Here is a 26,311-nt window from a genome sequence, read left to right on the forward strand (position 1 = left end):
TCGCCGAAATTTGAGGTGAGAGTCTTACTGCCCGCGAATAACTGGATAAACAATATAACTTGGATCCTAGTAATCATTACCTTCCCGATAAAGAATTAAATTTTACTGTTACTGATTAGGATTCACTATATTAGTAGCTTCACCATTCATACGTTGCTTTTTCAAGTCAAAGTATATATCTAATATATCCTTTCCAATTAATGAATTAATACCGCCTTTATCATTGTGAACCCAAGGGACTACTACAGAAAATGCTATTTCCGGATTATCATATGGAGCATATCCAACTAATGTTAAATTGTAACACTCAATACGTTCTCCCTTCTCATTCCTTCCAATTTTACTATCTCCTCCATATACTGTTTGAGCTGTTCCTGTTTTCCCAGCTGGTTTATATGGAGCCTTTTGGAAATATTTCACACCAGTTCCATCGCCTTCTTGAAATACCCATCTAAACCCTTCTTTTACTCGATCAATATATTCCGATTTCACATCCACTCGATTTAACACAACAGGTTCTATAGATTGTACAACTTTTCCAATTTCTTCTTTTTTTGTTGTTTGTTCTCGAATCTCTTGGACAATTTGAGGTTGCATTCGGTATCCATCATTTGCAATAGTTGAAATATATTGTGCCAATTGTAGTGGTGTATACGTATCATACTGTCCAATAGAAAAATCTAATAAAAATCCAGGTTGGCTATCTTTTTGTCTTGTTTGTCCAGTTATTTCATTCGGTAAATTAATTCCTGTTGGAACCCCTAAACCAAATTGTTTAAAATAATAACGCATTGTATCAAATGCTGCTTGTTTAATATCCAATGAACTATTTGGTACATAATTCACTCCAGCTATTTGTAACGCTGTATGAAACATGTATACATTAGATGATACTTGTAAAGCTCTTAAATCATTAATATTCCCAAATCCAGATACATTCCATGATTTTTTAACTCTCGTACCTTTAAACTTCATAGGTGCATCATAAAATTGAGTCCCTGGTTGTATAGCTCCTGTTTGGTATCCAGTTAATAAAGTAGCACCTTTTACAGCTGATCCTAACTCATAAGAAGTTACCATGTTACCTAATGCAAAATCTTCTACTTCTACTTTCCCATCTTTTTCTACAAATCTCTTACCAGCCATAGATAAAAGTTGTCCCGTTTTTGGATCCATCATGACAACAAAAGCACGATCCATTAATGGTTCAGAACTCTTAAAAGCTTTTAAATTTTTTTCTATACTTTCTTCTACTTTCTTTTGTAACTCCATATCAATTGTTAAAGTTAAATTGTTACCACTTTTCCCTTTAGAGACTGTTTCCGTTTGAACAACATTTCCTGCTTTATCAATATTATTTTTAACTTCTTCTTTTGTTCCATGTAATACATCTTCATATCGCTGTTCAATATAACTTTTCCCCACGCGATCGTTCCAATTATATCCGCGGACCAAATAAGAATCTAAGTGTTCTTTTGGCAACCCTTCTTCAGCACTTGTTATATTACCTAATACCGAACGGAATAAATCACCATTTACATAGTTTCGTTCCCAATCAACTGTCGCATCTATCCCTGGAAATTTCGCTAAATTTTCACTTATCCTCGTATACTCTTGCTCTGTCACGTCTTTTTTTATAACTTGTGGTGTCATTTGATAACCAGAACTCATTTTACTTTTAATAACTAATACTTGTAAGTCTTGTGGCGTGAGCTCTCCTAATTCTTCTTCTGTAATGCGTTTTCGTCTTAACTCTTCGATTCTTTTGTCTAACTCTTTCCCTTCTATACCCTTTTCTCTAAATTTTTCCTCTTCTTGCTTCGTGATCTTTGCTTTAGCACGCTTTTTATTTAATTGCATCCAAAAATCTTTTTTATCTACTTCCGTTAATTTATTTATTTCTTCTTCTGATATTTCAAGTATATTTGCAATATCTTTTGCAGTTTTTAAAATGTCTTCAGAGCTTACACCCTTCAATCTTGTATACGTAATCGTACGAAGTGCTCTATTATCAACAACCTGTTTCCCTTCTCGATCATAAATTTTCCCACGGGGAACTGGTATACTCGTTGTTGCATTTTCATTTTTTTCTACTTGATTTTTATAGGTCTCTCCATCTACAATTTGTACTTTTCCTAGCTGAAAAATAATAGCCGAAAATAGTATAAATACGCAGAAAAATAGGATGTTTAATCGGATAGATATCGATGTCTTCTGCTTCTTTCCTGTTTGCTTTTTCATATATCCTCCATTTTTTAATGAGTTTCATTCAGATTACAGTTTCATATACAAATTCACGCATATGTGTTATTCGATCTTTATACAAAGAAAACTAAAAGGTAGCGGTTCATTCAATTAATGAATTGAATAGATGAAAATGGAATCGTTCCTCTATTTACATAAAGTGAAACTTCCATCAGTGGGCGTTTTCTTCATCCCTCACTGATGGTTAGCCCTCACTAACCGGGCTTTTACGGGCAGTTATCCCCAACCTCTCTTCCTCGTTTCTCTCTGCCTCTTAAGGCGAAGGGCTTACTACCCGTTAATGCGGGATAAATAATAAGAGAAACTGCATTCAATCATAAGCAGTTCCCCTTATTTTTTATTAATATATCTAAAACAAAAATTAGGCTATTCCTCTATATTACGTGGCCGTCACACCCTATTAATTTTCATTATTTTTTAACAAGTTCAACGTATGAGTAAATAAACGACTATCTCCGGGATCTCCATGTCCTGGTACAATAATATTTATATCGCTGTATTTCTTTTCTACTTTTTTAATTGCCTTTGACCAATTAGATACATATGAACCTGGAGTTTGTACAATCTCTTGCGTATCTAGTGATTTTATTAAACATCCTCCAAATAGGATTTTATACTTTGGTAACCATACTGTTATGTTATCTTGTGTATGTCCTTTTCCTGGATAAAATGTTTCCACGTTTATATCACCAAATCGCATATTATCGCGTTTCTTCAAGTCTCCAAGAGGCTTATCAAAACCTTGTTTCTCTGCTAAATCAGCAGTTAAAGCCGTACTGTGTACCTTGACGCCTTTTTCAGTCAGCGTTTTAATTCCTCCTATACGATCGTCATGAGCATGAGTCACAATTGCTTCTGTGACCTCTTTTGTAGGAAATTGCTTTTTTAGTATTTGAAGCAGTTGATCTGTAAGATCATCATTCCAAGGTGTATCAATTAGTACTAGTCCTTTAGACGTTTCAAGAATTAAACCATTTGCAGGAATACGTGTTCCATTTACCACTCCAATGCTTGTATGCATCCAGACCTTTGGATACAATTGTGAAATGGATACATCTTTCTCTTGATCTTTATTTTTTATTTGCTCTACTTTTTCGGCAGCTTGTACTGGAAATATTGAACTGGCAAATTGGCTAATCCCTAATATACTTGCACATAGACCTACTTTTAATATCAGTTTCTTTTTCATTTTCATTGCTCCTTTCCTAGCAGCTTACTTCTCTAAAAGCGCTACTACACTTAATAGACAATCCAAATGATAAAGTTGTTCCCACATTTACAAAAAAAATAATAAATTTTAATATAGAATAGAATCTGGGTAAGGGAGGATTTTATGTTACATAAAAAATCAAAGAGGTGGATAATTTTAGCAGTTTTATTCATTTTAGGAGTTATTTTGATGTTTTTATTCAAAACGAGTTTTATTTCGTTTACTATCAAAACTTCTGCAGCTGAAAGAGGAAAAATTATTGACCAAAATGGAGTCATACTAGCCACAAATAAAAAAGTAAAATCTTTGTATTATGTCTATAATATTGATTGTCCAGCCGATCAAGAAGTAGCGAAGATATCAAGTTTTCTAAATCAGTTTTCATCCAAGTTTAACCATAAGATTTCAGTAGATGATATAAATTCACAATTACAAAAATCTTGTAAACATCATGATAAAAATGAAATACGATTACATGCAAACTTAAATGATAAAGAATTCGCATTTATAAACGAAAACAACTTCAAAAATATAAAAGTAAAAAATGAGTGGATACGTGTTTATCCACATCATGAAATTGCTTCACAAGTAATTGGGTATGTTGACTATGAAAAAAATAACTCGGATTCTAATTATGTTCCTGGTGGTAAAAACGGAATTGAACTTCAATATGAAAACGATTTAAAAGGGAAACCAGGAAAAACTCTCACTTTTAAAATAAAAAATAAAAAGTTCTTATGGAACATACAAAGTCCTCAAAGAGGAAAAGATATTCAGCTAGCACTAGACTATAAACTTCAGCAAAAAACTGAAAAAGCACTAAGATCCCAAATTCAGAAAACCCCTGATGCTACTGCTGGTTATGCTGTGGTGATAGATGTTAAAACAGGAGAAATATTAACTATGGCTAACTCGCCAGTTTTTGATCCAAATATATTCAATACACCTTTATCATCGTCTGAAAAAGAAAACATCCAATTACTTGCTCAAAATAAAACAATCCAAAAATTAAAGTATGGTGATTCCTATGTAAATATGGCATCAACTATAAAACCGCTTACTATATTAATTGGGTTAAACGAAAAGCTTTTTCAGCCTCAAGATACATATTTAGATAAAGGTCGCTTTCAGTATAATAATCAAAATAACATCACCAATGCTGCTGGAACTCCAACTGGTGAAATTACACCGAGTCAAGCTATCATTAACTCATCAAATACATTTATGACAGCAAAAGTAGCAATTCCACTATTCAATCAAAATAATGGAAATTTAGAAAAAGTGGCAACCGTGTGGACGAGTTATTTAAAACAATTCGGTCTTCGCTCCAAAACTGGGATTGATTTGCCCTTTGAAGAAGAAGGACAATATAAGTTACATGCATCTAGTAATTTTGAAAGTGGGATTTCTGCTTTATTGAATGCTTCTTGGGGCGCAAATGAAGTACACACTACTCTACAACTCGCTCAATATGCGGCTGCTCTTGCAAATAAAGGGGACAAATACAAACCTCAAATCGTGAATGCAATTATGGAAAACGGTGATAAAAAAACAAAAAAATTTAAACCAATTTTAGAAAGTTCAAATCGTTATCCTTCAAGATTCTGGAATGTTTTACAAAGTGGAATGAGTCAAAACATACAAGAAATTAAAAACTTACCCTTTGACGTTGCTGGTAAAACGGGAATAACAGGTTCGCCGAATGAACAAGAGAAAGTTATAAATCATTCTCTATTTATTTCATATGCCCCTACTAAAAATCCGCATATTGCTATTTCTGTCATTATTCCTGGTGGTAATTCTGAAAGAAATAGTGCAGCACTTGCTGCAGCGGAAATTTTAAAGGAGTGGGATACTCTCCAAAAAGAGAATAAAAAATAAAGAGAAAGGTTCAATAAAGTGAACCTTTCTCTTTTACCATATAGAATCTATACTCTTTATTTTCCACATACCATCATTTTGTTTTTCAAAAATGAAAGAATACTGGATATCTATTGATACATGGTCTTCTTTTACGTAGCCAGTATAACCATTCATTGTAGTTATTTTTATATATCCATCATTCTTCACTTTCTCCGGAATCCATGCTTTTACAGTTTCGTTAGATACCCGATATAAAACGCGTGAATCGTGTTTTGGTTGAGTTAAAATTTTTGTTTCTTCACCAACAACAGTAGCATATAAATAACGTTCTTGCTTCGTTTGGTTACTTTCTGCCAACCCACTTGGTATCTTATATAATGTTTTCGTATCATTCACAAATTCTCCCCCCATTGCAAGAGCTACTTGTAAATCATGAAAAATATCATCATCAAACTTCCATTCATTTTTACTATACTTTTCTCCCTTAAAAACAAATTCTTCATCTAATACTCTATATAAATCGTTCTTATTTTTTAAGCTTGTGTTTTGATTTAATTCATCCATAAATTGTTTTAGTGATTGATCTTGATTAGATTCATCTTTCATCTTAACTTCAATTTGAGTGCTACTTTGCACAGGCGGTTCATTTTTTCCAAACCAGAATTGTTGAAAGTTAAACAGCACAGCCGTAAAAACTAGAACAGCTGCAACAGTGAATGTCTTTATACGAAATGGCCTTCTAATTTTAGGGAAACCTTCCTCACTATTTTGGTATATAGATTGTTTTATTTTATAAATAAATTCCTCTTCGTCTTGAGGCTGTTTCATAGGCCCACCTTTTAATTCTTTATACCAATCCGGCTTTCTATCATTGTTCATAATTCATCCTCCGATAATATTTTTGAAACTCGTGCACGAGCGCGATGTAGCCTAGATTTCACAGTTCCAATAGACACGCCTAATGTTTCAGCAATTTCATCATAAGATAATTCATATTTTGCATCTAGTATTAATACTTCACGATGTTTTTGGGGCAAATTTAATACGGTGTCCCAAACTTCATTCATAGTTTCTTTTTGTAAAAATTGTTTTTCTGCTGACGGATATTCCTTATCATGTCGAAAAAAACTTACTAAAGAAATCCTCTTAAAATAGGAGGACTTTAAATAATTTAAAGCTGTATTCCTTGTAATTTTTAATAACCATGTCTTAACAGAGGACTCATTCCGAAATGAATCCCACTTTTTAAATACTTTTATAAATACCTCTTGCGTTATATCATCTGATAAATGTGTATCTTTTGTAATAATGAATGAATAATTCCATACGTCTTGCCAATGTTCTCTTATAACATTATCAATTTCATCATGATTGCAATTTTCAATAACCTTATGTTCCATCTCAACACCTCAAGCTTATTTGAATAAGCATAAACACCTTTCCTCATGTTTTATAATTGACTCCTTTATATAGACAAGATAAAAGTTTCTTTTGTTCCATTTTCTATTAAAAATCATACGGAAGAGTTCTGTCATCAAAATCCCAAGATACTTGTATGCAATCTTTTAACATTTGACATACGAATTGCTTCTCTTTTTCAAGTGCTTATATATCCAATTCCTTGTATAGAATCTACCATTGCCGTCCAACAGGTTGTATCATGTGGAGATATGTACATTCACACTATATGTGGATAAAATTATCATTTCATGTCTATTTAGCTTAACTTATCTTTTCAAAAATACTGGTAATACCCTATCAACGGCAAGTTAAGATTGAGTCTCCAAAGGACTTTCTCTCTTGTTATTAACATGTTTTATATTATTTGTGTTTGCTTAAACATTTACACGTACCAATTAAATAAAAAAGTACACCACTATGCGTGACGTACTTTTTTCATATACTATAAACAAGACATTGATATTGAAAAACTTTATGACACTTCATGTCTTATATTTCACAAAATTTATTTCCTTTTTTGATTAAGACTGCTGATAAGCAGATTTCGATGATTTCACATAATATACCGCATGCTCAGATTTCAAAATATGATCTGGTTTTGGTTTCCCGCGACTTTCTCTATGCCCAGCTAAATGCTCTTCACTTGTCTCCCAGTTTTTCCATGCATCTTCAGATTCCCAGCGAATCATTACAACGACTTCTTCGTCCCCTCTTCTCACCTTTTTAACAAGAACACTTAAGTCGATAAACCCTTCAAATTTTTCAATAATACCTTCTCCAGAAAAACGCTGAACAACAAGATCTGAAGTTCCTTCTTTAACTGTAATTGTTTTCGTTTCGATAAACATATATCCCACTCCCTTTGTATGCAAATAATTCTATTATTGTTTCATTATAATTGATTTTGATAATTATTTTCAATTGAAACATTTCATTTAAATTATACAACAAGGCTATTAAGCTGATTTTTCTCGAATCGATTCATCGAGAAATTTAAAATACGGGAGTAGCATTCCAGCTACAGAAGTTACACATATGATAGATCCAATTAGTACATATAACGCCCTCACTCCCCATACCTCACTCAATACTCCTCCAACTAAAACACCTAGTGGCATCGCACCTCTTATTAAAAATAAGCGTACCGAAAATACCTTCCCCATCCTATCATTTGGTACAATTTGTTGACATATTTTCGTGTTATGGACATTAAAAAATGCCATGCATACGCCCGCTACAACTTCAATCATAACTGCTAAAATGATGCTATGATTTAGGCTTAGTGAAATATATGTGATTCCTCCTATCAATAGCGCCCCAAGCATGAGAAGACGCCGACTATGGTACTGCACTTTCCCAACAAGTATAGAGCCAATTACATACCCAAGGGGAAAACCAGCCATAAAATATCCATAATCAGCATAACTTGCTGAGAGTTCATCTATTATATATGGAAGATTAATAACCATCGTCACACCGACTCCAAATTGAACAAATGTGAGAAAAACACCTAACCAAACGATAATGGGTTGTTTAAAATAATAGGTGAATCCCTCAATAGATTGTTTTAGCCAACTTTTACGAATTGTTTGAGCTACTCTATGTTCCTGTATAAATAATAGTAAAGTACCACTTATAAATAGAAATAAACAAACGAAAAATAATGTTAGCTTTACTCCTATAAACTCAATAACAATTCCCCCTAATACAGGGGCTAAAAACATCACAAGACGAACCATTCCATCGATATAAGCATTCGCTGTTTGTAGTTCTTCCTTAGATACAATTGTCGGTGTAATCGCTTGATTGGCTGGTACATAAAGTGGCGTGATAAGACCAACTATGATTTGAACAACAAAAATATGCCATGTTTCTATATTTCCAATGATTATCATACATAGAGGGAGTAAAAAAGCTAGCCCACGTGTCCACTGAGATACAATCATAATCCATTTCCGGCTCCACTTATCAATGAAAGGACCAATGACAAGCTGTAAAAGAAGCGATGGGATAAAGTAAAGTAGCCACATACTTCCTAAGGCCATTTTCGAGCCCGTTAATTGATAAATAAGAATGGAATTACATAGGGTACCAAATGCACCGCCTAATTCAGAAATCGCGCTACCAATCCACATAAAGAAAAACGATCGATTTTTTAAAATATTTCTCCCCATCTTGCACCAACCTTTCTTTTTAGTTCTCCTCCTATTGTGCATATTCTATAAAAGTAAAATTATTTTATCTTTTACCTTTGGATGTACAAATTCATAATTAATGATTTAAATAGAATTCCAACTCTTTCGATATAGCCTCTAATGCTTTCTTTTTCAAAATATACTTTGCGTCTTGAATATCAACTAACTTCGCAGATCTTAAAATTTTCAAATGATGATGAATTGTTGACTTCCCAAGATTTAATTGTTCCGTTATCTCCTGCAATGTACGATCTTTTTCAAATAACAATTTTACAATTCTCAATCTTGCTTCATCACCTAAAGCCTTATGTTTATGAACTAAAAAATAACTTGGCTGATATGGATCTTCTGGATGTATACTTTCATTTGCGATTGGATAATGAAATATTTTTGTATCTTCTATATCTGCTTCGATATTCCAAGGTCGATACGTGTATTGTGGAATAAGAAGAACATGATGTACACTTGGCTCTGGAGAATAGGTAACACCGCCTGTTGCCCATTCAACAAATTCTTCGGCCTTCATCTTTTCGTTCATTTTACATTTCGTTTCATAGTCTTGTTTTAGTATAAGTGATAGCTTTTCTGCTTCCGGTTCAATAATAGCTTCATACCAGCCTGTCATCACTGCAATGAAATGCTCTTTAAGCATTTTTATATCCACTTTACATATGAAATCAATGTAAGCAGGGAAAAATGGATTGCTACTTGTTAACTCTTTTAAGTCCTGAACTGCTTTCATCTCTCCATTTGCTGCCTTCCTTCTTTTTTCTTGATATGTATAGCCGACAAATGGAATGCATATATACTTTAAATCTTCTTCTGATAACGTAGTTACATACTGGATAAACTCAGGTAAATTCGTAAAATCTTCTTGATATAATAGTTGTAACAACGCTTTCCACGTGTTATGTTTCTCCACGAAATGTAACTGCTCTATCATTTCCGCTGATAATGATTGTCTTATCTCCTCCCACTCACTTTGAGATTTTTCTAACGTATCAATCAGCCTTTTATGAGTGATCGCCGCAATCCCGAGCGCACACTCAAACAGTAATGAATACTTGATTTGAACGTCATATGTCTCCTTTTCTCTACTTGTCAAATTCAATACTTCCATTGTATCCCTCCTTATTTTGTTATTAATTTAAATTCTATAAATATCGAATTTATCCTTTTATATTTTTAGAATTTTAAACTTTTCAAAAAAGACTCGTAAATTAACATATTGCACATTATATAAAACCAAGAAAAGGATAGATAAGGCAAAAACATTTATGCCTTATCTATCCTTTGTTGCACTACATATTTAATTTATAATATAATAGAAATACAATAATTCGTAACATTCCCACTAAAACGATATGTTTTTCAGGATGGAAAGGACATACAGAATATGAATAAAAACTTAACAAAAATTACAATAACAAGTGGTCTCATTCTTATTTTCTATCATTTTTTTCAATGGTATTTAGTAGAATTTCTTACACCATTTGCTATGCCGTTTTTATCAATAGCAATTCACGGATGGTTTTTCGTAATGTTAATCCTTACGATTATACATGTTATCAAATATAAAAGTTGGAAACCTTTTATTATTCAAATAACGATAATAGTTATTTGGCTATGTACACCATTTACACTAATCTATCTAAAACTAGATTTTATATTCTACAAAGAAAACCGTAAAGAAGTTGTAGAACTTATAAATCGCAAAGAGTTAACTCCTAATATTAATCATGATAGTAGCCAAATTCATTTACCTGAACGATTTGCAGCTACTTCAAAAGGCGGTGGAGATGTACTTATACAGCATAATAAAAATGGTACCTTAGTTTTCTTTTTTACTTATCGTGGTATATTAGATAACTTTTCAGGGTTTATTTACACACCAAATGATATAAAACCAAACAAAAATGATTTTAATAGCGAATATAAAGAAATCACAAAAATCGAGAAAAATTGGTATTATGTCACGTCGTATTAAAAATGATACAAATATTAGAAATACAAAAAGCTAGCATTTTGCTAGCTTTTTAACAATTATAATTATCTATGAATGGGTAGGAACATTCATTTTATAACTAAATTAGCATTTTGCTTCGGAAATTCCGTTTTTAAATAAAAATCTTCCGCTTTCCAATATCTATGTTCAAACTTTAGGAGATTCTTTTGTGTTTCTTCATTTTCACGAAGAAACCTTTGTTCCCTTGGGCAATCCAAATACACCATGTAATCAAAGTATTCTCGCCACTCTTTACGCTGAAGAAATATTCCTTCAATTACGATCACACAAGGATTAGGTATGATTAGCTCTCTCATTTCACAGAAATCCGTTTGATGATCATAGAACGGAATGTTTAGCTGATTTGCCATTCTTAATTTATGAAACAAATGCTGTTGCAACCATTCAACATCCCATTGTAGTTGATAATACTCATACCATTCTTCATGTTTCGTATTATAGCGCTTGCTACGCTCCACAATATGATCATCAATATGAAAAATATGAAATGGAATATCTTTTTGTTTCAATTCGTCTTCTAGCTGCTTGACTAATGTTGTTTCTCCCGAACGACTCAGACCATCTATACCTAGAATAAAACGATTACTTGTATTTTCAGCAATCACTTTTACTAATTCGTTTGAATTCATTATCTTTTCCACTCTTCTTCTAATAATGAATAGATTACAGTATCATGAGCTACACCATTTTGAATCATATATTTTCGAAGTAATCCTTCTTCCTGAAAACCAGCTCTTTTCAGTAATCGATGTGAAGCCTCATTTTCTGTATAAACAACTGCTGCAATCCTTATTAGCTGTAGTGTTTCAAATCCATATGTAAGAATTGCCTGTAAAGCCTCAGATGCATACCCTTTTCCCCAATATGTATCATCTAATTCATAGCCAATTTCGGCTCTCTTATGATTTGGATTGATTAAGTGAAATCCACATGTACCAATTAATTGATTTGTTCCTTTTAGCTCTATCCCCCAGCGTAAAACATTTCCCTCTTCATACCTTTTTCTAAAAGTTTGAATCGTATTTTTCACTTGTTCCATATTTTGAAAAGAGTCCATACCAAAGTAACGGATAACAGATTCCTTCTCAAAATAATAAAACATTGTTTCAGCGTCTAATAATGTTAATTCCCTTAATTTTAAACGCTCAGTTTCTAAGATTGGAAATCCCATTCTCTTTTCTCCCTCTACTCTAATGAGTTACAAATTTCTATGTAATTACCATCTGGATCAGACATATAAGCAATGGTTTGCCCCCATGGTTTCGTTATTGGCTCCACTAATACCTTTACACCTTTTTCTCTTAATCCCGAAATCGTTTCGTTAACATCCTCCACAACAAATCCAATTTCAAAATTAGAGGATTCTGATTCACCCTTTGGAATTGATAATCCCGTTAACTCTCGTACATCCTCTCTACTATTCATCGCTAAAATTGTTGCTCCGGTATCAAACTCAATGTATGTACCATGTTCGCCTTTTATCGGTAAGCATAAAAGATCTTTATAAAACCGAAGACATTCTTCATATCGTTCCACATATAAAATGACATATTTCATTTTTAAGTTCATTGTAATCCCCTTTCAAATTCTCTTCTAAAAATTCGACAAAGGACGCAGAAAACCTTGTTTATATGACAGTATTCATAATTATAAACAAAAAAAGAAGACCGATTTCTCGGTCTCAAACATATTGGCATAAAACAGGAGATTGGTTTGGACATAACCAGTTCATACTTTTATTATATTTTATCTTTTCTGAATTTTAAATATAATAATCAACGATTTATGTTGAGAAACTTTTTTTTTACAGGGATGGTTAAATATAATTGCTTGTACATCAATAACTTTTGCTTTTGAATAAATTTCTTCATATAAAGAGATGCTAAAAATGGAGGTGTATACATATGGAACCAATGCTTTGCCCAAGTTGTAAAACAAATCGCACTCGCTTTAATATTCTTGAGCAGCAAATAAAACCAGTAAAATTAAATCCACAAACTGGTCAAATTGAAGAAGAATATACGAACGAAACAATGAATGCTTTTCATATGGCATATCAAGGACCTTCCTATCGTGTCCAATGTGCAGTATGCGGGCTTGTTGAGAACCCAGAACAATTTATTAAACCTGCGCAAAACCAATCATTCTAACACTTGGAAACTTGATTCATATTTCCTAATCCAAAAGGTAACATAAAATCCCTCATTACCTTTTGGATTATCTATCAATTACTCGCTTTTAATCGACCTACTCATCTCTTCATAATGCTTTTTTATTTTTTCTTGGAAGTGACTATATGCCATTTCCACTTGTTTATCCTGCTTCTCAGTTAAATCGTTTATCCTTTTCTCTATTTCATCAGCTAATTGTTGACTCATTTTTTCGTCTTTATGTAGAATTGTAACTGTATGCTTCATAGCAATCTGAACGCTTCTTATATTTTCTTTCGTTTTCCGTTCATATTCATCAAGTTTCATTTTATCACTGACGCTAGCCATATTTAAATCTACTTGAGCTCCACCAGCCTTTAATCTACGACTCGTAATATCTTTGCCTGTTTCTTTAAACTGATCTTGTAACTCTTTTGCATTATTTGCTAGTACGTATTTCCCCTTACTTACTTCCGCGATCTCTTTTAATTGTTTTTCTGCTTCATGATCTACTTGAAATCCAATAATATTCATAATAGGTTTTATGTTTGAATTCGAAACTTTCTGAGCCTCTTCAACTGGATTTCCTCCACATGTTTCCACTCCATCGCTTACAATATAAATTATATTTTTATCATTTTCTTTTGCAGATTGGAACGTTTCTGTCGATTTTTTAATTGCTTCAGCAAGCGGTGTCCATCCTACGGGTTGAAATCCATCTAATGATTGACGGAACGTTGTTTAATTATACTTTTGTAATGTATATATATTTTCAATCGCTCCGCATGAAGCCGTTTTATCCTTCTCATCATTTGATCCTTTATGTCCATATACTCGTAACGAAACATTAACAGCCTCTGGTAAATCAGAAACAAATTGCTGAATTGCCTCTTTTGCAATATCCATCTTCATTTTTCCATCGATTTTACCAGCCATACTCCCACTCGCATCTAATAGTATTTCAATATTATAGTTTCCCCTATCCTCTTTATTTTTTTGCTCTCCCTTCGTTCCATTGCTTTTCTTTTCTTCATCCTCAACTCTGCCTATTTCTAAAATTTGTAATGGCATTTTATCAAATGGTATAATCTCCTGTTTTAACAAGCTATACATCATATGTACATATAAGTCCGCTTGCTCACTATTAGATTTATTCTTCAAATCGGCAGATTTTATATTCGATTCCGTATCACGAGCCGCCTCTTTCATAATCGGTTCCGATTCTTTCGATATGTCTAATAACCCCACTTTATACTTCCCGTTATATTTTCCATTCGGATATTTCGTCATTTCTTCAAATGTAACAGGAATAGAATGAACAACTTGTTTTTCATTATCTATTTTCTTACTTTCTTTCTGACTTACATTCTTGTTCTCTGTTTTCGTTGTTTCTGTTTGTGTACTACAAGCATTACAAAAAATAAAAATGATACATATCAATGTCAGTTTATATACCCTTTGCACATTTCTTCCCCCTAACCATATTCACATACAATTAATCCCATTTACGAATAATTATAACAGAATAATCTTATCTTTCAGAAAAATAAATAAAAAATTACATATACTCCTATAAAATTTCCTTACAACTCTTTCTGAAATCAATAAAAAACGCCACTTGTTTTCCAAGTAACGTTTTTAATTTTATTCTTCATCTATTCTTTCAACTCACTGTAAAATTACTTTCTCTTTTCACACAAGTAAACCAATTATGTAATAGTACACTTCATCAAAAACTGTTTAAAGTAACACTCAGTGAAATGAAACTGTACTTTTTTGGAACCTAGTCGTTCACAAAACCTCTTTTTTAAATTTTCGTATCTTCCAAAATAACCTTACAAATACATACACATTTATACACCCGCAAAGCCCCACCACAAGTTTTATCCAAATGGGACTATTGGCTGCTGAAGGTCCTAAGTAATTCAAATACATCCCTAGCATCTCAATGACAAAGATAATTCCAAAAAATCTCATTAAATCCATAAGCTTTTCAATCTTTGTTTCTTTTTCCGAATAAATATCAGGTAATTCATTATCATCCGTTACTTCTTTAGAAAAATAGTGCCATTTCGTAAAGCTTGTGACATGCTTCCAGCCAGACATCTCATATATTTCAATGTATTCTTTTTGATTCATTTGTGAGTTTCGATTATCTAGTTTGAAATCGGCTTTATAAACAACATCCTTCGGCTCCGTTTTCTTAAATGTGTACATAAAATTGTAGTTTTGGAATGCCCAGCCCTTTTGGTGCATTTTTCTTAAATACGCTTCTTCTTTTTCTAGGTTCCACGCCGCAAAAAATTTTAATGTTTTCTTTATTTCCATACTATCTTCACTCCCCTAGAATATTTTCCCCATTTTGAACAGAACGTTGTAACCTTTTAAATTCAAGTTCTAACACGTCTCTACCAAACGGAGTTAAAACGTAACACTTCTTTCTATCTGTAGACGCTACTTCTACAATTAGTTTTTCTTTCAATAACTTTGTCGTGTTCCCATATAACGTACCAGGCCCGAGCTTTACTTCCCCATTTGTCATTTCTTCCACCATCTGCATAATCCCATAACCATGCATAGGCTTTACTAATGACAACAAAATATAATACGTCGCCTCTGTTAATGGAATATATTTCTGCGCTTTCACACTCATTATAACTACCTCCGATACATCGGTGTACGATATATCGACTTACGATACATCGTATATCGATATTGTATATCTTATTCCAAATAAATACAACTAAAAACGAAGTTATTTTTTTAGATTTTATATTTATTCTATACAAAAATATTATTATATTAATTTTCAGAAAAATTTGTTAAAATATAACAATACAATTGCCTACTTTTTGAAAGGATGATACATATGATAAATAAATTAAAAGAAAATATAAGCTCTGTTTTCGTCGGAAAAGAAAACGTGGTTGATTTACTCCTAGTTTCATTACTTGCTGATGGTCATGTGTTACTTGAGGATGTGCCTGGTACTGGCAAAACATTACTCGCTAAAACAATTGCAAAAAGTATTGGCGGCGGATTTTCTCGTGTTCAATTCACTCCCGATGTACTTCCGAGTGACGTGACAGGAATTGAATATTTCAATCCTAAAACGAGTGAATTTGAATTAAGATTTGGGCCAGTCATGACAAATATATTGCTAGCAGATGAAATAAACCGGGCTATGCCTAGAACACAATCTAGTTTATTAGAAGCAATGGAAGAGCGCCAAGTAACGCTCGAAAAACAGTCCACGCCTCTTCCTAAACCTTTCTTTGTTATTGCAACGCAAAATCCAATTGAATCACAAGGGACTTTTCCTCTTCCGGATGCACAGCTAGATCGTTTTTTAATGACCATTTCAATTGGCTATCCTTCTCCAGAAGATGAACTAAAAATGATGCGCCGTTTTCGAAATAACAAGCCTTTAGATGCCATTCGCCCCGTTATAACTTTAGAAGAAATTTTACAAGTACAACAAAAAGCAAAAGAAATATACGTATCTGAATCGTTAGAGCACTATATCATTCAACTAGCCAACGCTACACGAAATCATGATTATATCGCCAACGGTGTCAGCCCGCGTGCAACACTTGCCTTAGTCAGGGCGATACAAGCATTGGCCTTTTTACATGGTCGTGAATACTGTACGCCTGAAGATATACAATTCTTACTTCCTTACGTATGGAAACATCGTCTCATTTTATCAATGGAGGGTGCGCTGCGAACAACAAAACAGAAGTTAATTGAAAGTATTTTAACTGAAGTGGACGTTCCTGTGGAGATTGAGCAATCATGAATTATACACGCATCGTAACTGTTCCATTATTTTTCCAGCATCATATTATTAAATTAACAATTCCAGTAGCTCTATTTCTAGCCTTCTATGTACCTAGTTCATTTTTAGTTTTTCCATTTTTGTTTTACTATTTGTTTGCTTATTTTATTTATCGATATACCGCTTATATAGATCGACACTTTCAAATTATCGATAAAAAACAAACATCACGTTTATTTCCCGATGAAACAGGAAATTTATCGATTCATTTGCAAAATAAAGCAAAACTTCCTTTAGTAAATGGAAGTTGTTTTTTACATATTAACCCAACCTTAGTTCCACATACGACTACTGGCGTTGAGCAAATATCTAAAACTTTATTTTCCTTTCGATTTTCACAACCTGCAAAGTCAGAACAAAAATGGGAATTATCGTTTACCGCTACAAAACGTGGTGTTTTTAAAATTGAGCAGTTTGAATGCATTATAGGTGACCCATTTCATATCATTCAAGTTCATCTACCTACTGTAGACAAATTGAAGACTGAAATTATTGTTTACCCTACGTTAAAACGTGTTGCAGGTTTACAGGAGATACATCAATTGGCAATCGGTACTTATAAAACAAACTTTTCCTATTTTCATGATGAATCCTCTATTGTTGGCATAAAACAATATGAAAGAGAATCATTCCGCTCCATTCATTGGAAAGCATCTGCTAAAATGCAAAGTTTACAAGCGAAACAATATGAAGCGATAAAAAATTACAGCTGGACAATTTCTCTTTGCTTAGGAGCAGATCGTGGGTTTGGTTGGAAAGAAAATATCGAGGATCTTATTTCTTACACGACGTATTTATGTCAATTTGCAACAGAGAAAAATATTCCTTTTGAATTATTTGTTAGCATATTCACTGAAGAAGGCCCTTTACATCTCGCATTAAATGAAGGTCATGTACAATATGCGAAAGCATTAGAAGAACTTGCCCGAATTTCAGAGGATAGTACTTTACTCCCTCGTGAAAGTTTCCTGCACTATTTGAATAGGAAAAAAGAGCGTTCCTCAATACTATTTTTTGTCGGAATAAGAAAAGCTAATTTACCAGATATGATGCAGCAAACGTATCTCATCACTGATGAAGGGACGGTGGAACAACTTGAAAACTTGGCTCCATTATATTAATGACTTTATCCTGTTACTCCTTCTTTGTATGCTAGCAGAACGAGGAGCAATTGTTCACATCGTACTCTTCCTGACTATTAGTTTTATTTGCATTATTTTCATCAATAAAATAAGGGTTAATAAACGAACCGCCTTGCTTGTACTCTTTTTCGTACAAATTATACTTTGTTACGCATTTTCTATTTTCTCTATTGTCAGTTCCATCTTACTTCCGTTTTTCTTTTTTATCGTACATGCAAGAGAAGATATTACACCATATCATAAAATGCTAGGTGCCTTTTTATGGTTCATTGTCTCCTTTATTCTTCATGCGATGAAACTGCCTTCTATATGGGAACTCGGACTATTCGCTCTGTTTATTTTGCTGTCGCTTTGGATTACAAGCTATAACAAAAATCAAAAATTAGTTCGTTTTATATCAATCGCAGTAATAGGCACAGCTAGCCTTTTATTCTTGCCGTTGATCCCTTATATACGTATTGTTCTCTCATATCTTTTATACTGGGTATCACTTGGTTTCGGATATGGCATTGAAGCTTTATTATCTATCACAAATCCGAATGATGCTACAGACGCGATAGAAAAGCTAGGCGGTTCCAGTACAGACATACCGCCAAGTGAAAATTATAACCCTTTTGTTGCTCAATCCATTACAGCTACCTTGATCGGTCTATTTGCCGTATTTGTAATTTGGAAGCTTTACAAAAAAAGAAAATCATTTCATTTAGGAAACATCTCCTTCTATAACCCTAACATAACTATTACAGAGGAGGGGATTTTACAAAAACAAAGACGAATTACACGTCCACCTACTAATGCCATTCGCAAAGAAATTTTCAAACTAGAAAAGAAATTAAAACCACCTTTAAACAGAACTCGTGGTGAAACAGTTGACGCATGGATGGAACGGATTCAAAGAGAAGAAGATGTCTCTATTCAATTCGATACAATTATAGAAACGTACAATGCCGTACGATATGCTGATCAAGAGAATACTGCACTCTTTCAGCAATTTAAAGAAGAGATAAATAAACTTTACACCTATCAAAAGATGTTAAAAAAGAAGAAAAAATAAAATAAAACCTCGATAACTCCCTTTTAGAGTAATCGAGGTTTTACCTATCGTGCTAAAATCCTTATTTATTATTCACTTGTTGTCCATCGTAAACTTTAACATCTAATGGTGCTGTCAAAAATTGATTTGCTTTACTAACAAAAGAAGTAAAATGTTCACTCGTATTGTGGCTAGCAACCGCTTCTGCATCTTGCCAAACTTCTACCATTGTATATACATTTTCTTTTTCAGTATCTTTATATAAATCATATGATACGTTTCCACTTTCTTCTCTTGAACCATGAATCAACGGTTGAATTTCTTCTAAAAATGCTTGTTGTTTTGCTGGATCCACTTGAAATACTGCGTGAATGATAATCATAGTGCTTCCCCTCTCATATTCTACGTATCTTTATAAAATTACTTCCACTGAGCAATTGTATCAATTGGCAGACGAACTGATTTGTATCCACTATCAGCTGCTTTTCCAATTGAAATCAACATAACTGGTACATAGCGGTCTTTATCTAATCCGAAAGCTTCTGCAATTTTATCCTTCTCAAAACCACCAATTGGACATGTGTCATATCCATGAGCACGAGCTGCCAGCATAAATTGCATTGATGCAAGACCACCATCAATTAAAACTGTATCTTTCATCACCTCTGGTGAAATCATAGAGAAATAAGCGGAAAGCTTTTGCATTTGAGCTTCTTTCACTTCAGCTGGCATAAACCCGTGTTCAACCGCTGTACCATAAATCTCTTCCGCATTATCAAAGTTTTGTAAATCACCAAATACAGCGATCATAGCTGATGATGTTTCTACTTGAAGCTGATTGAATTTAGCAAGCGGCGCAAGTGTCGCTTTTCCTTCCGCACTATCAATAACAAGAAAGCGCCATGGCTGCATATTAACTGAAGATGGTGCAAGTGTTGCTTCAGTCAGAATTTCTGTCATTTCTTCTTTACTAATTTTCACTGATGGATCATATTTACGAATCGAACGACGTCCCGTAAGAATTTCTGTAAAATCATTTGTTTTTTGTAAGTTATTCATAGGTGTAATCTCCCTTTTTCAGTCACTTATTTAGACTTCATTTATATTTTTTCGCATGCGATTTAACATATTTAAAAGATTATCTCGCTCTTCTTCACTAAAATCTTTTAACGTAGAAGCTGCGAATCGTTCTTTCTCCTCTTGAAAGGCATGGATTTTATCTCGTCCGTCCTTCGTTAAACGAACAAGCGTAATCCTGTTATCATCTGGATTTTTACGTCTTGTAATCATTCCATTTGCTTCAAGCTGTTTTAAATGTCGTGTAATCGCCGCGTTATCAATATTCACTTCTTGTTGAAGCGCCTTTTGACTCATTTCTTCAACTTGATATAGTTGGTGTAACAGCTCTAGTCTTGATTGACTAATACCAGTACACCCCTCAAATTTCGAACTAACTTCTTTATTTAGAAAGTGTAGCTTATATAAAATAATGGCTTCCTTTGAGCATGAATTTGTCAAATAACCCCTCCGTTATTAAGGATCTCAAATATCAATTGATACATCAATAATTGATATGTCAATTAATATACTGGATAACATTTTAAAATGCAACCATTTTGTTTTTGCTTATTTACTTTTAGTATTGCCCTCCTGCTAATTTTCCAAAATTAAGTATTTCATCACGTTACAAATAACGCGAATTTCCCTATAATAGAAATATCATAAAAGACTGGAGAGTGATTGTAATGCGGCAATTTATTACGAAAAGAAATGAGGAAATGAACATGAAAAATGAAATGAGGATTTTAACACATGAAAACAATAAATATAGGGATTGTGGCGCATGTAGACGCTGGAAAGACGAGTTTGACTGAGCGTATTCTTTATGAAACTAATGTGATTCAGGAAATCGGTCAAGTAGATAAAGGAAGCACACAAACAGATTCGATGGAGTTAGAAAAACAACGTGGAATTACCATTAAAGCATCTGTCGTTTCATTTTTTATAAATGATCTGAAGGTAAATGTAATTGACACACCCGGCCATGCGGATTTTATTGCTGAAGTGGAGCGATCTTTCCGTGTTCTAGATGGAGCAGTTTTAGTTATATCTGCAGTTGAGGGCATTCAGGCACAAACCAAAATTTTAATGAGAACTCTGCAGAAACTGCGCATTCCGACCATACTATTCGTCAATAAAATTGATCGGAGTGGTGCCCAAACTACTAAAGTGATCCAACAAATACGGGAAATGCTTACCAATCAAGTACTTCCATTATATAAAGTGAAAAATGAAGGGACAAAAGATGCATGTATGATTCAAAATGAAGTACATGCTGATGTATATGATGAATATATTGAACTTCTAGCAGCACATAATGAATCGTTACTTGAATCCTATGTAAATGGCGAAGTATTAACTACAGCCACTTTAAGAAATGAATTATGGGATCAAATTCAGCATGCAAATGTATATCCAATCTTTTTCGGTTCAGCAATGACTGGAATAGGAATCACTGAATTACTCGAAAGTATTTCAGTAATGATTCCCAAAAATGATTGTGGCAATGATATAAATACACCTTTGTCTGGTATTGTTTTTAAAATCGAAAGAGAACTTACCGGGGAAAAAATTGCTTACGTACGAATATTCTCAGGCTGTTTACACGTAAGAAAATATGTTGATATTAATCGAAAACAAAGTGACTTAAAGACCCTTTCACACAAAGAAAAAATCAAAAAGCTTCATATATTTCATAATGGAAGTGCTATTCAATCCCCTATTGCTAGCACGGGAGAGTTTTGTAAAGTATGGGGGCTTAGCGACATTAGAATCGGCGACGTGATCGGTGAATGGTCAGATAAAATGAAAGATATTCGCTTTGCAGAACCTCAAATGGAAGCTGCAATTGAAGCACGGCCAAAAGGGAAAAATCACAACCTATATCAAGCACTCGTAGAACTCTCAGAAGAAGATCCACTTATAAAAGTAGTGAAAGATGATATTCACAATGAAATCTATATTCGGCTTTTTGGTGAAGTTCAAAAAGAAGTGATTGAAACAACTTTACAGGAAAAATATAATTTAAATGTTTCTTTCTCAGACACAAGAATTGTATGTATAGAAAAACCAATTGGAATCGGAAATGCACTAGAAATAATGGGTGAAAAGAATAACCCTTTCTATGCAACAATTGGTTTTCACATGAAGCCTGGTGCACCAGGTTCTGGTATCACTTATAACTTAGAAGTCGAGCTTGGCTCATTGCCTTTAGCATTTCATAAAGCCATTGAAGACACTGTATTCCAAACGTTAAAACAAGGCTTATATGGATGGGAAGTCACTGACATTGTCGTAACATTAACCCATACCGGTTATGCAAGTCCAGTAACGACAGCTGGTGATTTTAGAAAACTAACACCTCTTGTCTTGATGGATGCTTTAAAGCAAGCTGGAACAAATGTATACGAACCAGTAAATGAATTTGAATTAACAGTACCAACAAATTCAATTAGCACAGCAATGTATAAATTATCGGCAATACACGCTACTTTTAAAGACCCTGTACTGCATAACAATTCCTTTTATTTAACAGGAACTCTGCCTATGGCCAAAACGGAAAATTTTAAGCGCGGCCTACATTCTTTCACTGAAGGCGAAGGTGTTTTTATCGCTAGACCTTGCGGATATAGTAAAAGCGAATCAAATTTCCCGTCGCGAAAACGAGTAGATTATAATCCACTTAATCGAAAAGATTATTTATTGCATGTGCTTCGTGCTTATTAAGTGAAGATACTAGCATGCTCTGTTGTTCTCAAAATCAACCTCCTTTTATACTAATTTGTTAAAAGAAAACAAATTTATCAACTTGAGCATCTAAAATAAAAAAGCGAATCTAAAGAAAGTTTAATTCCTTAGATTCGCTTTTTCTATAATATTTCACGAGCGATATGACACTTTTATCTGGGCGTTTAAAGTATCGTAACTAAGTAGAGAATTTATTATCAAATTATACTTGAAAACCAATTACTATCCATTCATCGACAACATCCCAGAAATTCAAATTGTACTTAGGTGGCTTATTTTTAAACCACAAGGTTGAATTTTCATTTATACAATTCTCACCATCAATTGCTACATAAGCACCCATTCCGTTTGAAAAGAAGCCAAAGGTTGAATTCACATCAATTTTAATGGGTTCATCTCATTCTTCGATAATGCCCCAATCATTTGATACTTCATCTTCGGGAACTCCCCCATAGTATGACTGACATAATAGTAGACACCAATATGCTTTCAACTCGTATTCCGAAACTTCACAAACAGAAAATAAAAAGAGCGCTCTATCCAGATAGGCTCGAAAAACAAGGTTTTGTAAACAGTCTGATCTTTCACAAATTATGAGTGAAAAGTGAAGCTATTTATTGTCTCTTAGCTAATTGTTGATGATAGCATATTTATTATTCCCGAAGAACATTTGATCCCATAAACCCTCAGCTTTATAATTTTTTTTCACACCATTCAATTCATGAGTCAGGTGGACATCCCCTAAGATACGAGTATAGGTAGGGTTAGCCCCTGACTTTTTGGTTATCAAAGCCTGAGTAGAATCCAAATTGTCTAATAAACTTATTGAAACAATATCCCTATTTCTAATAAATTCTACTGTATAAGACTCAAAACTTGAAATAGGTTGAAGGTATATTAAATGGTTATCCATAAACTTTTTAGTTTCTGGATGTTCTATAATATCTTCTCTCTGAATTTTAGTAAGAGATTGATCGTCCGATATTATTTTTCCATCTTTAGCTAACATAAACACAGGCAACCTTTTGTAGTTATAATTCTTCTCAGCAATAATGTCGCAAGCAATGATGTCAAAACCATCAACTTTAGCTCTGCCCCAATACCAATGATTCATCAATTTCTCCATGCCGATATTACCCCAGTTATGATCATGGTAACCAGTCCCATTTAATTGAACCATTTTATCACCAATAGTCAAATTAGCTTCGATTGTCGCGGATGGTTGAGCAATAAACCATGCAAAGAAGTGCTCATCTTGGTCTCCGTAGAACCAATGACCGGTGTTTGGACGCCACATCGGTAATTTTGACGTCATTACAGCATGATATTTAATATATCCTTCTTCAAAATGAAGGACATATTGTCCATCTTGGTATTTGAGGTAGGATTTGTTGATATTGACATCACAAATATCTTTTTTAGCGTTTATTCTGTTGCCTTTAGCCTCTTGAGAAGACATAAGGGTTTTGGTGCCATCAGGATATGTAATATCAATTTGGACTGTAGGCCATGCTGGTCCAAGAACATCAAAGTGGTTTTTGGTGTAAAAGGTAGTCACTACAGTTGTTCCGTCCTCAAATTCGGCATCAGTATACCACCACTCAAAAGAACCCTCCCTTCCATCTGTGCGCATACCATCCTCTTGTTGCTGCGGTTCTGTAAGATGAATATTTAATTTTCTATAAGTTTCCTCATCATTTGCCAATCTAACTTGTTCTACGTTTACACTCATTTTAACAACCTCCATTTTGTAATGTGCTAACGACCGAAAACTGATGATTGTAATAAAATTGACAATTGTAATGTTTCTTGTTTGAACTACCCCCACTTAACAGTCTAACGAACTGTTTGAAGTGGGGGATTCCTACGAACACCAAAGTATCCCTCAGCTTTATGAGTAGGCAATCCCCGTAGTCCCTACGGTTAGAAGCCTTAAGGCCTCTTTTCTCAAATTTTGTCCTGCGTTGCCATCTCTATCATGATACATACCACAAGAAAGACACTTCCATTCACGAAATTCCAGATTTTTCACGTCTTTGTTTTTGTTGCCACAATGCGAACAAAGTTGAGAGCTGGCGAATGTTTTGGATACGACGACGACTTGTTTCCCATACCACTCCGCCTTATACACAAGCATCGCTCTGAATTGTGACCAAGATACTTCTTGAATCGCTTTCGCGAGCTTGTGATTCTGTAACATATTGGATACTTGCAAATCTTCTATCCCAATCATATCGTGGTTTTTGATGATCATCGTAGAGAGTTTTTGCAAGTAATCAGTTCTTGCATTTGTGATTCGTTCATATATACGAGCCACTTGGATTCCTTCTGACAGTAGCACTCAAAATACGTCCTTCTACCTCACGACTTTTGGCAAACGTGACAAGGCCAAGTTTCGGTAACTTTATTTTATTCCCTACAATCGCGAGGTTCCCATTTGTGTGCTTCGTTGTATATGATTGGACTTTATTGTTTTTCGACTTAAACCGAGGTGCTTTGTTTTGTTTGTTGAAGAATCGTGAATACGAGTCAGCGAGGTTGTGAAGAGAAGATTGAAGAGCCGTGCTGTCCACTTCTTTGAGCCATACAAATTCTTTTTTGAGGGCAGGTAATTGCGAAGAACAAGTGCCATAGGTTAATCCTTTTCCTGTTTCTTTATATCTATCATTCCATTTTGCCAAAAAGTAATTGAATACAAAACGAGAACAACCCATTGTTTTCGCGATACGTATTTTTTGTTCTGCATTAGAGTAGATCCGGAACTTATACGCTTTATGGACGAGCACCACTTTCCACCTCACTTCCTATTTTGGTTTTTCTACATACTTTTTTCACGATATGTATGAGAACGATATCGGAATATACTCAAAAATACTTCTCTCGTATCATTTCTTCTTTTTTGTCGAAATCCCTCTGTCACCCTTCAAAAATGTATACATACGGACGGACTTTTATGATGAAACAATTCCTTATATGTAAGAATGCTTCTTACTGCATCATTTCCCTTCTATAGGAACGAATGGATTCCGATACCTCATACTGACTCTTCCATAAGGAGAACCGTTAGGCTTTTGCCTAACCGCCATTCACCTCCCACCTACTCATTGGACCATGTCCTACCCATTCCTTGAGGTGGGAGTTTTCTGTCGAGAAATAATAAAATTGGTGGAGAAGCCAAATTTGGATTAAAAAACTCCACATGTAGTATGTAAGGAGATTATCTCATGGGCTATTTACAAATAGTAGGTGGGGAATAGTCGAGTAGGCCCAGGGGATTTCACCCTGAGCCTCTCACAGAACCGAACGTGAAAGTCTCCCTTC

23 protein-coding genes and 3 pseudogenes are annotated in these 26,311 nt (G+C 34.0%); 7 read left to right on the forward strand and 19 right to left on the reverse strand.

What is annotated here, in order from left to right:
• Positions 1-108: 108 nt before the first annotated feature.
• Entirely contained in the window at positions 109-2,241 is a 2,133-nt protein-coding gene (locus JDS96_RS19330; RefSeq protein WP_199667728.1) for a peptidoglycan D,D-transpeptidase FtsI family protein, read from the reverse strand.
• Between the two features lie 424 nt (positions 2,242-2,665).
• The gene (gene bla / locus JDS96_RS19335; protein ID WP_199667729.1) at positions 2,666-3,454 is read right to left on the reverse strand and encodes a subclass B1 metallo-beta-lactamase; all 789 of its coding nucleotides are present in this window, start codon (positions 3,452-3,454) and stop codon (positions 2,666-2,668) included.
• 144 nt (positions 3,455-3,598) lie between these two features.
• On the opposite strand from bla, the pseudogene JDS96_RS19340 reads away from it, so the two are divergent.
• Positions 3,599-5,378: pseudogene (locus tag JDS96_RS19340) on the forward strand (peptidoglycan D,D-transpeptidase FtsI family protein).
• A gap of 11 nt (positions 5,379-5,389) precedes the next feature.
• Here JDS96_RS19340 and JDS96_RS19345 read toward each other — a convergent pair.
• The 5 genes from JDS96_RS19345 to JDS96_RS19365 form a co-directional block, all read right to left on the reverse strand.
• Complete coding sequence (locus tag JDS96_RS19345) at positions 5,390-6,217, reverse strand: SH3 domain-containing protein (protein ID WP_199667731.1); 828 nt, start codon at positions 6,215-6,217, stop codon at positions 5,390-5,392.
• Positions 6,214-6,738: an RNA polymerase sigma factor gene (locus tag JDS96_RS19350; RefSeq protein ID WP_003198341.1), complete on the reverse strand. Its 525-nt coding sequence runs from the start codon at positions 6,736-6,738 to the stop codon at positions 6,214-6,216. The genes JDS96_RS19345 and JDS96_RS19350 overlap by 4 nt, the downstream gene beginning before the upstream one ends.
• A gap of 582 nt (positions 6,739-7,320) precedes the next feature.
• The gene (locus tag JDS96_RS19355) at positions 7,321-7,647 is read right to left on the reverse strand and encodes an antibiotic biosynthesis monooxygenase family protein (RefSeq protein WP_003207439.1); all 327 of its coding nucleotides are present in this window, start codon (positions 7,645-7,647) and stop codon (positions 7,321-7,323) included.
• Positions 7,648-7,755: 108 nt separating this feature from the next.
• Complete coding sequence (locus tag JDS96_RS19360) at positions 7,756-8,973, reverse strand: MFS transporter (RefSeq protein WP_199667732.1); 1,218 nt, start codon at positions 8,971-8,973, stop codon at positions 7,756-7,758.
• A 97-nt stretch (positions 8,974-9,070) separates the two neighbouring features.
• Positions 9,071-10,114 carry an ArsR/SmtB family transcription factor gene (locus tag JDS96_RS19365; RefSeq protein WP_199667733.1) on the reverse strand — a complete coding sequence of 348 codons (1,044 nt, stop codon included), beginning with the start codon at positions 10,112-10,114 and terminating at the stop codon, positions 9,071-9,073.
• Between the two features lie 276 nt (positions 10,115-10,390).
• Here JDS96_RS19365 and JDS96_RS19370 point away from each other — a divergent pair, with 276 nt between their 5' ends.
• Positions 10,391-10,981: a hypothetical protein gene (locus tag JDS96_RS19370; RefSeq protein WP_003198335.1), complete on the forward strand. Its 591-nt coding sequence runs from the start codon at positions 10,391-10,393 to the stop codon at positions 10,979-10,981.
• A gap of 86 nt (positions 10,982-11,067) precedes the next feature.
• Here the strand turns inward: JDS96_RS19370 and JDS96_RS19375 are convergent, their stop codons facing one another.
• From JDS96_RS19375 to JDS96_RS19385, 3 genes are read right to left on the reverse strand one after another with little or no spacing between them, the layout of a single operon-like run.
• On the reverse strand, positions 11,068-11,649 hold the full coding sequence (locus JDS96_RS19375; protein ID WP_199667734.1) for a kinase: 582 nt from the start codon (positions 11,647-11,649) through the stop codon (positions 11,068-11,070).
• Positions 11,649-12,191, reverse strand: a complete 543-nt coding sequence (locus JDS96_RS19380) for a GNAT family N-acetyltransferase (protein WP_199667735.1) — start codon at positions 12,189-12,191, stop codon at positions 11,649-11,651. The genes JDS96_RS19375 and JDS96_RS19380 overlap by 1 nt, the downstream gene beginning before the upstream one ends.
• A 14-nt stretch (positions 12,192-12,205) precedes the next feature.
• Positions 12,206-12,589 carry a VOC family protein gene (locus JDS96_RS19385; protein WP_199667736.1) on the reverse strand — a complete coding sequence of 128 codons (384 nt, stop codon included), beginning with the start codon at positions 12,587-12,589 and terminating at the stop codon, positions 12,206-12,208.
• A gap of 335 nt (positions 12,590-12,924) precedes the next feature.
• Here JDS96_RS19385 and JDS96_RS19390 point away from each other — a divergent pair, with 335 nt between their 5' ends.
• Positions 12,925-13,170: a hypothetical protein gene (locus tag JDS96_RS19390; protein ID WP_003198313.1), complete on the forward strand. Its 246-nt coding sequence runs from the start codon at positions 12,925-12,927 to the stop codon at positions 13,168-13,170.
• A gap of 78 nt (positions 13,171-13,248) precedes the next feature.
• On the opposite strand, the pseudogene JDS96_RS19395 reads toward JDS96_RS19390, so the two are convergent.
• The 4 genes and pseudogenes from JDS96_RS19395 to JDS96_RS19410 all read right to left on the reverse strand — a co-directional run.
• Positions 13,249-13,869: pseudogene (locus tag JDS96_RS19395) on the reverse strand (vWA domain-containing protein); the annotation flags it as partial.
• A 42-nt stretch (positions 13,870-13,911) separates the two neighbouring features.
• Positions 13,912-14,634 carry a vWA domain-containing protein gene (locus JDS96_RS19400; RefSeq protein WP_199667737.1) on the reverse strand — a complete coding sequence of 241 codons (723 nt, stop codon included), beginning with the start codon at positions 14,632-14,634 and terminating at the stop codon, positions 13,912-13,914.
• A 327-nt stretch (positions 14,635-14,961) separates the two neighbouring features.
• A complete protein-coding gene (locus JDS96_RS19405; RefSeq protein ID WP_006095180.1) occupies positions 14,962-15,498 on the reverse strand; it encodes a DUF2812 domain-containing protein in 537 nt (178 codons plus the stop codon).
• A 7-nt stretch (positions 15,499-15,505) separates the two neighbouring features.
• Positions 15,506-15,823, reverse strand: a complete 318-nt coding sequence (locus JDS96_RS19410) for a PadR family transcriptional regulator (RefSeq protein WP_199667738.1) — start codon at positions 15,821-15,823, stop codon at positions 15,506-15,508.
• 216 nt (positions 15,824-16,039) lie between these two features.
• Between JDS96_RS19410 and JDS96_RS19415 the strand changes: the two genes are divergently transcribed.
• Genes JDS96_RS19415 through JDS96_RS19425 form a run of 3 tightly spaced genes read left to right on the forward strand, consistent with a single transcriptional unit; the run spans position 16,040 to position 19,204 of the window.
• A complete protein-coding gene (locus JDS96_RS19415; RefSeq protein ID WP_199667739.1) occupies positions 16,040-16,969 on the forward strand; it encodes an AAA family ATPase in 930 nt (309 codons plus the stop codon).
• Entirely contained in the window at positions 16,966-18,129 is a 1,164-nt protein-coding gene (locus tag JDS96_RS19420; RefSeq protein WP_199667740.1) for a DUF58 domain-containing protein, read from the forward strand. The genes JDS96_RS19415 and JDS96_RS19420 overlap by 4 nt, the downstream gene beginning before the upstream one ends.
• Complete coding sequence (locus JDS96_RS19425) at positions 18,104-19,204, forward strand: DUF4018 domain-containing protein (protein ID WP_199667741.1); 1,101 nt, start codon at positions 18,104-18,106, stop codon at positions 19,202-19,204. The genes JDS96_RS19420 and JDS96_RS19425 overlap by 26 nt, the downstream gene beginning before the upstream one ends.
• A 61-nt stretch (positions 19,205-19,265) precedes the next feature.
• On the opposite strand, the gene JDS96_RS19430 is transcribed toward JDS96_RS19425, so the two are convergent.
• From JDS96_RS19430 to JDS96_RS19440, 3 genes are read right to left on the reverse strand one after another with little or no spacing between them, the layout of a single operon-like run.
• Positions 19,266-19,565 carry a putative quinol monooxygenase gene (locus tag JDS96_RS19430; RefSeq protein WP_006095185.1) on the reverse strand — a complete coding sequence of 100 codons (300 nt, stop codon included), beginning with the start codon at positions 19,563-19,565 and terminating at the stop codon, positions 19,266-19,268.
• A 38-nt stretch (positions 19,566-19,603) separates the two neighbouring features.
• Positions 19,604-20,242, reverse strand: coding sequence for a nitroreductase family protein (locus JDS96_RS19435; RefSeq protein WP_199667742.1), 639 nt, complete (start codon positions 20,240-20,242; stop codon positions 19,604-19,606).
• Positions 20,243-20,272: 30 nt separating this feature from the next.
• Entirely contained in the window at positions 20,273-20,701 is a 429-nt protein-coding gene (locus tag JDS96_RS19440; protein ID WP_199667743.1) for a MarR family winged helix-turn-helix transcriptional regulator, read from the reverse strand.
• 294 nt (positions 20,702-20,995) lie between these two features.
• Between JDS96_RS19440 and tet the strand changes: the two genes are divergently transcribed.
• Positions 20,996-22,969 carry a tetracycline resistance ribosomal protection protein gene (gene tet / locus JDS96_RS19445; protein ID WP_199667744.1) on the forward strand — a complete coding sequence of 658 codons (1,974 nt, stop codon included), beginning with the start codon at positions 20,996-20,998 and terminating at the stop codon, positions 22,967-22,969.
• 649 nt (positions 22,970-23,618) lie between these two features.
• On the opposite strand, the gene JDS96_RS19450 is transcribed toward tet, so the two are convergent.
• Positions 23,619-24,722, reverse strand: a complete 1,104-nt coding sequence (locus JDS96_RS19450) for a lipocalin-like domain-containing protein (protein ID WP_199667745.1) — start codon at positions 24,720-24,722, stop codon at positions 23,619-23,621.
• A gap of 159 nt (positions 24,723-24,881) precedes the next feature.
• Positions 24,882-25,776, reverse strand: a pseudogene (locus JDS96_RS19455) (RNA-guided endonuclease TnpB family protein).
• Between the last annotated feature and the right edge of the window lie 535 nt (positions 25,777-26,311).

The sequence above is a fragment of the Bacillus cereus group sp. N21 genome, from assembly GCF_016483395.1.
In the GTDB taxonomy this organism is placed as follows: Bacteria; Bacillota; Bacilli; order Bacillales; family Bacillaceae_G; genus Bacillus_A; species Bacillus_A pseudomycoides.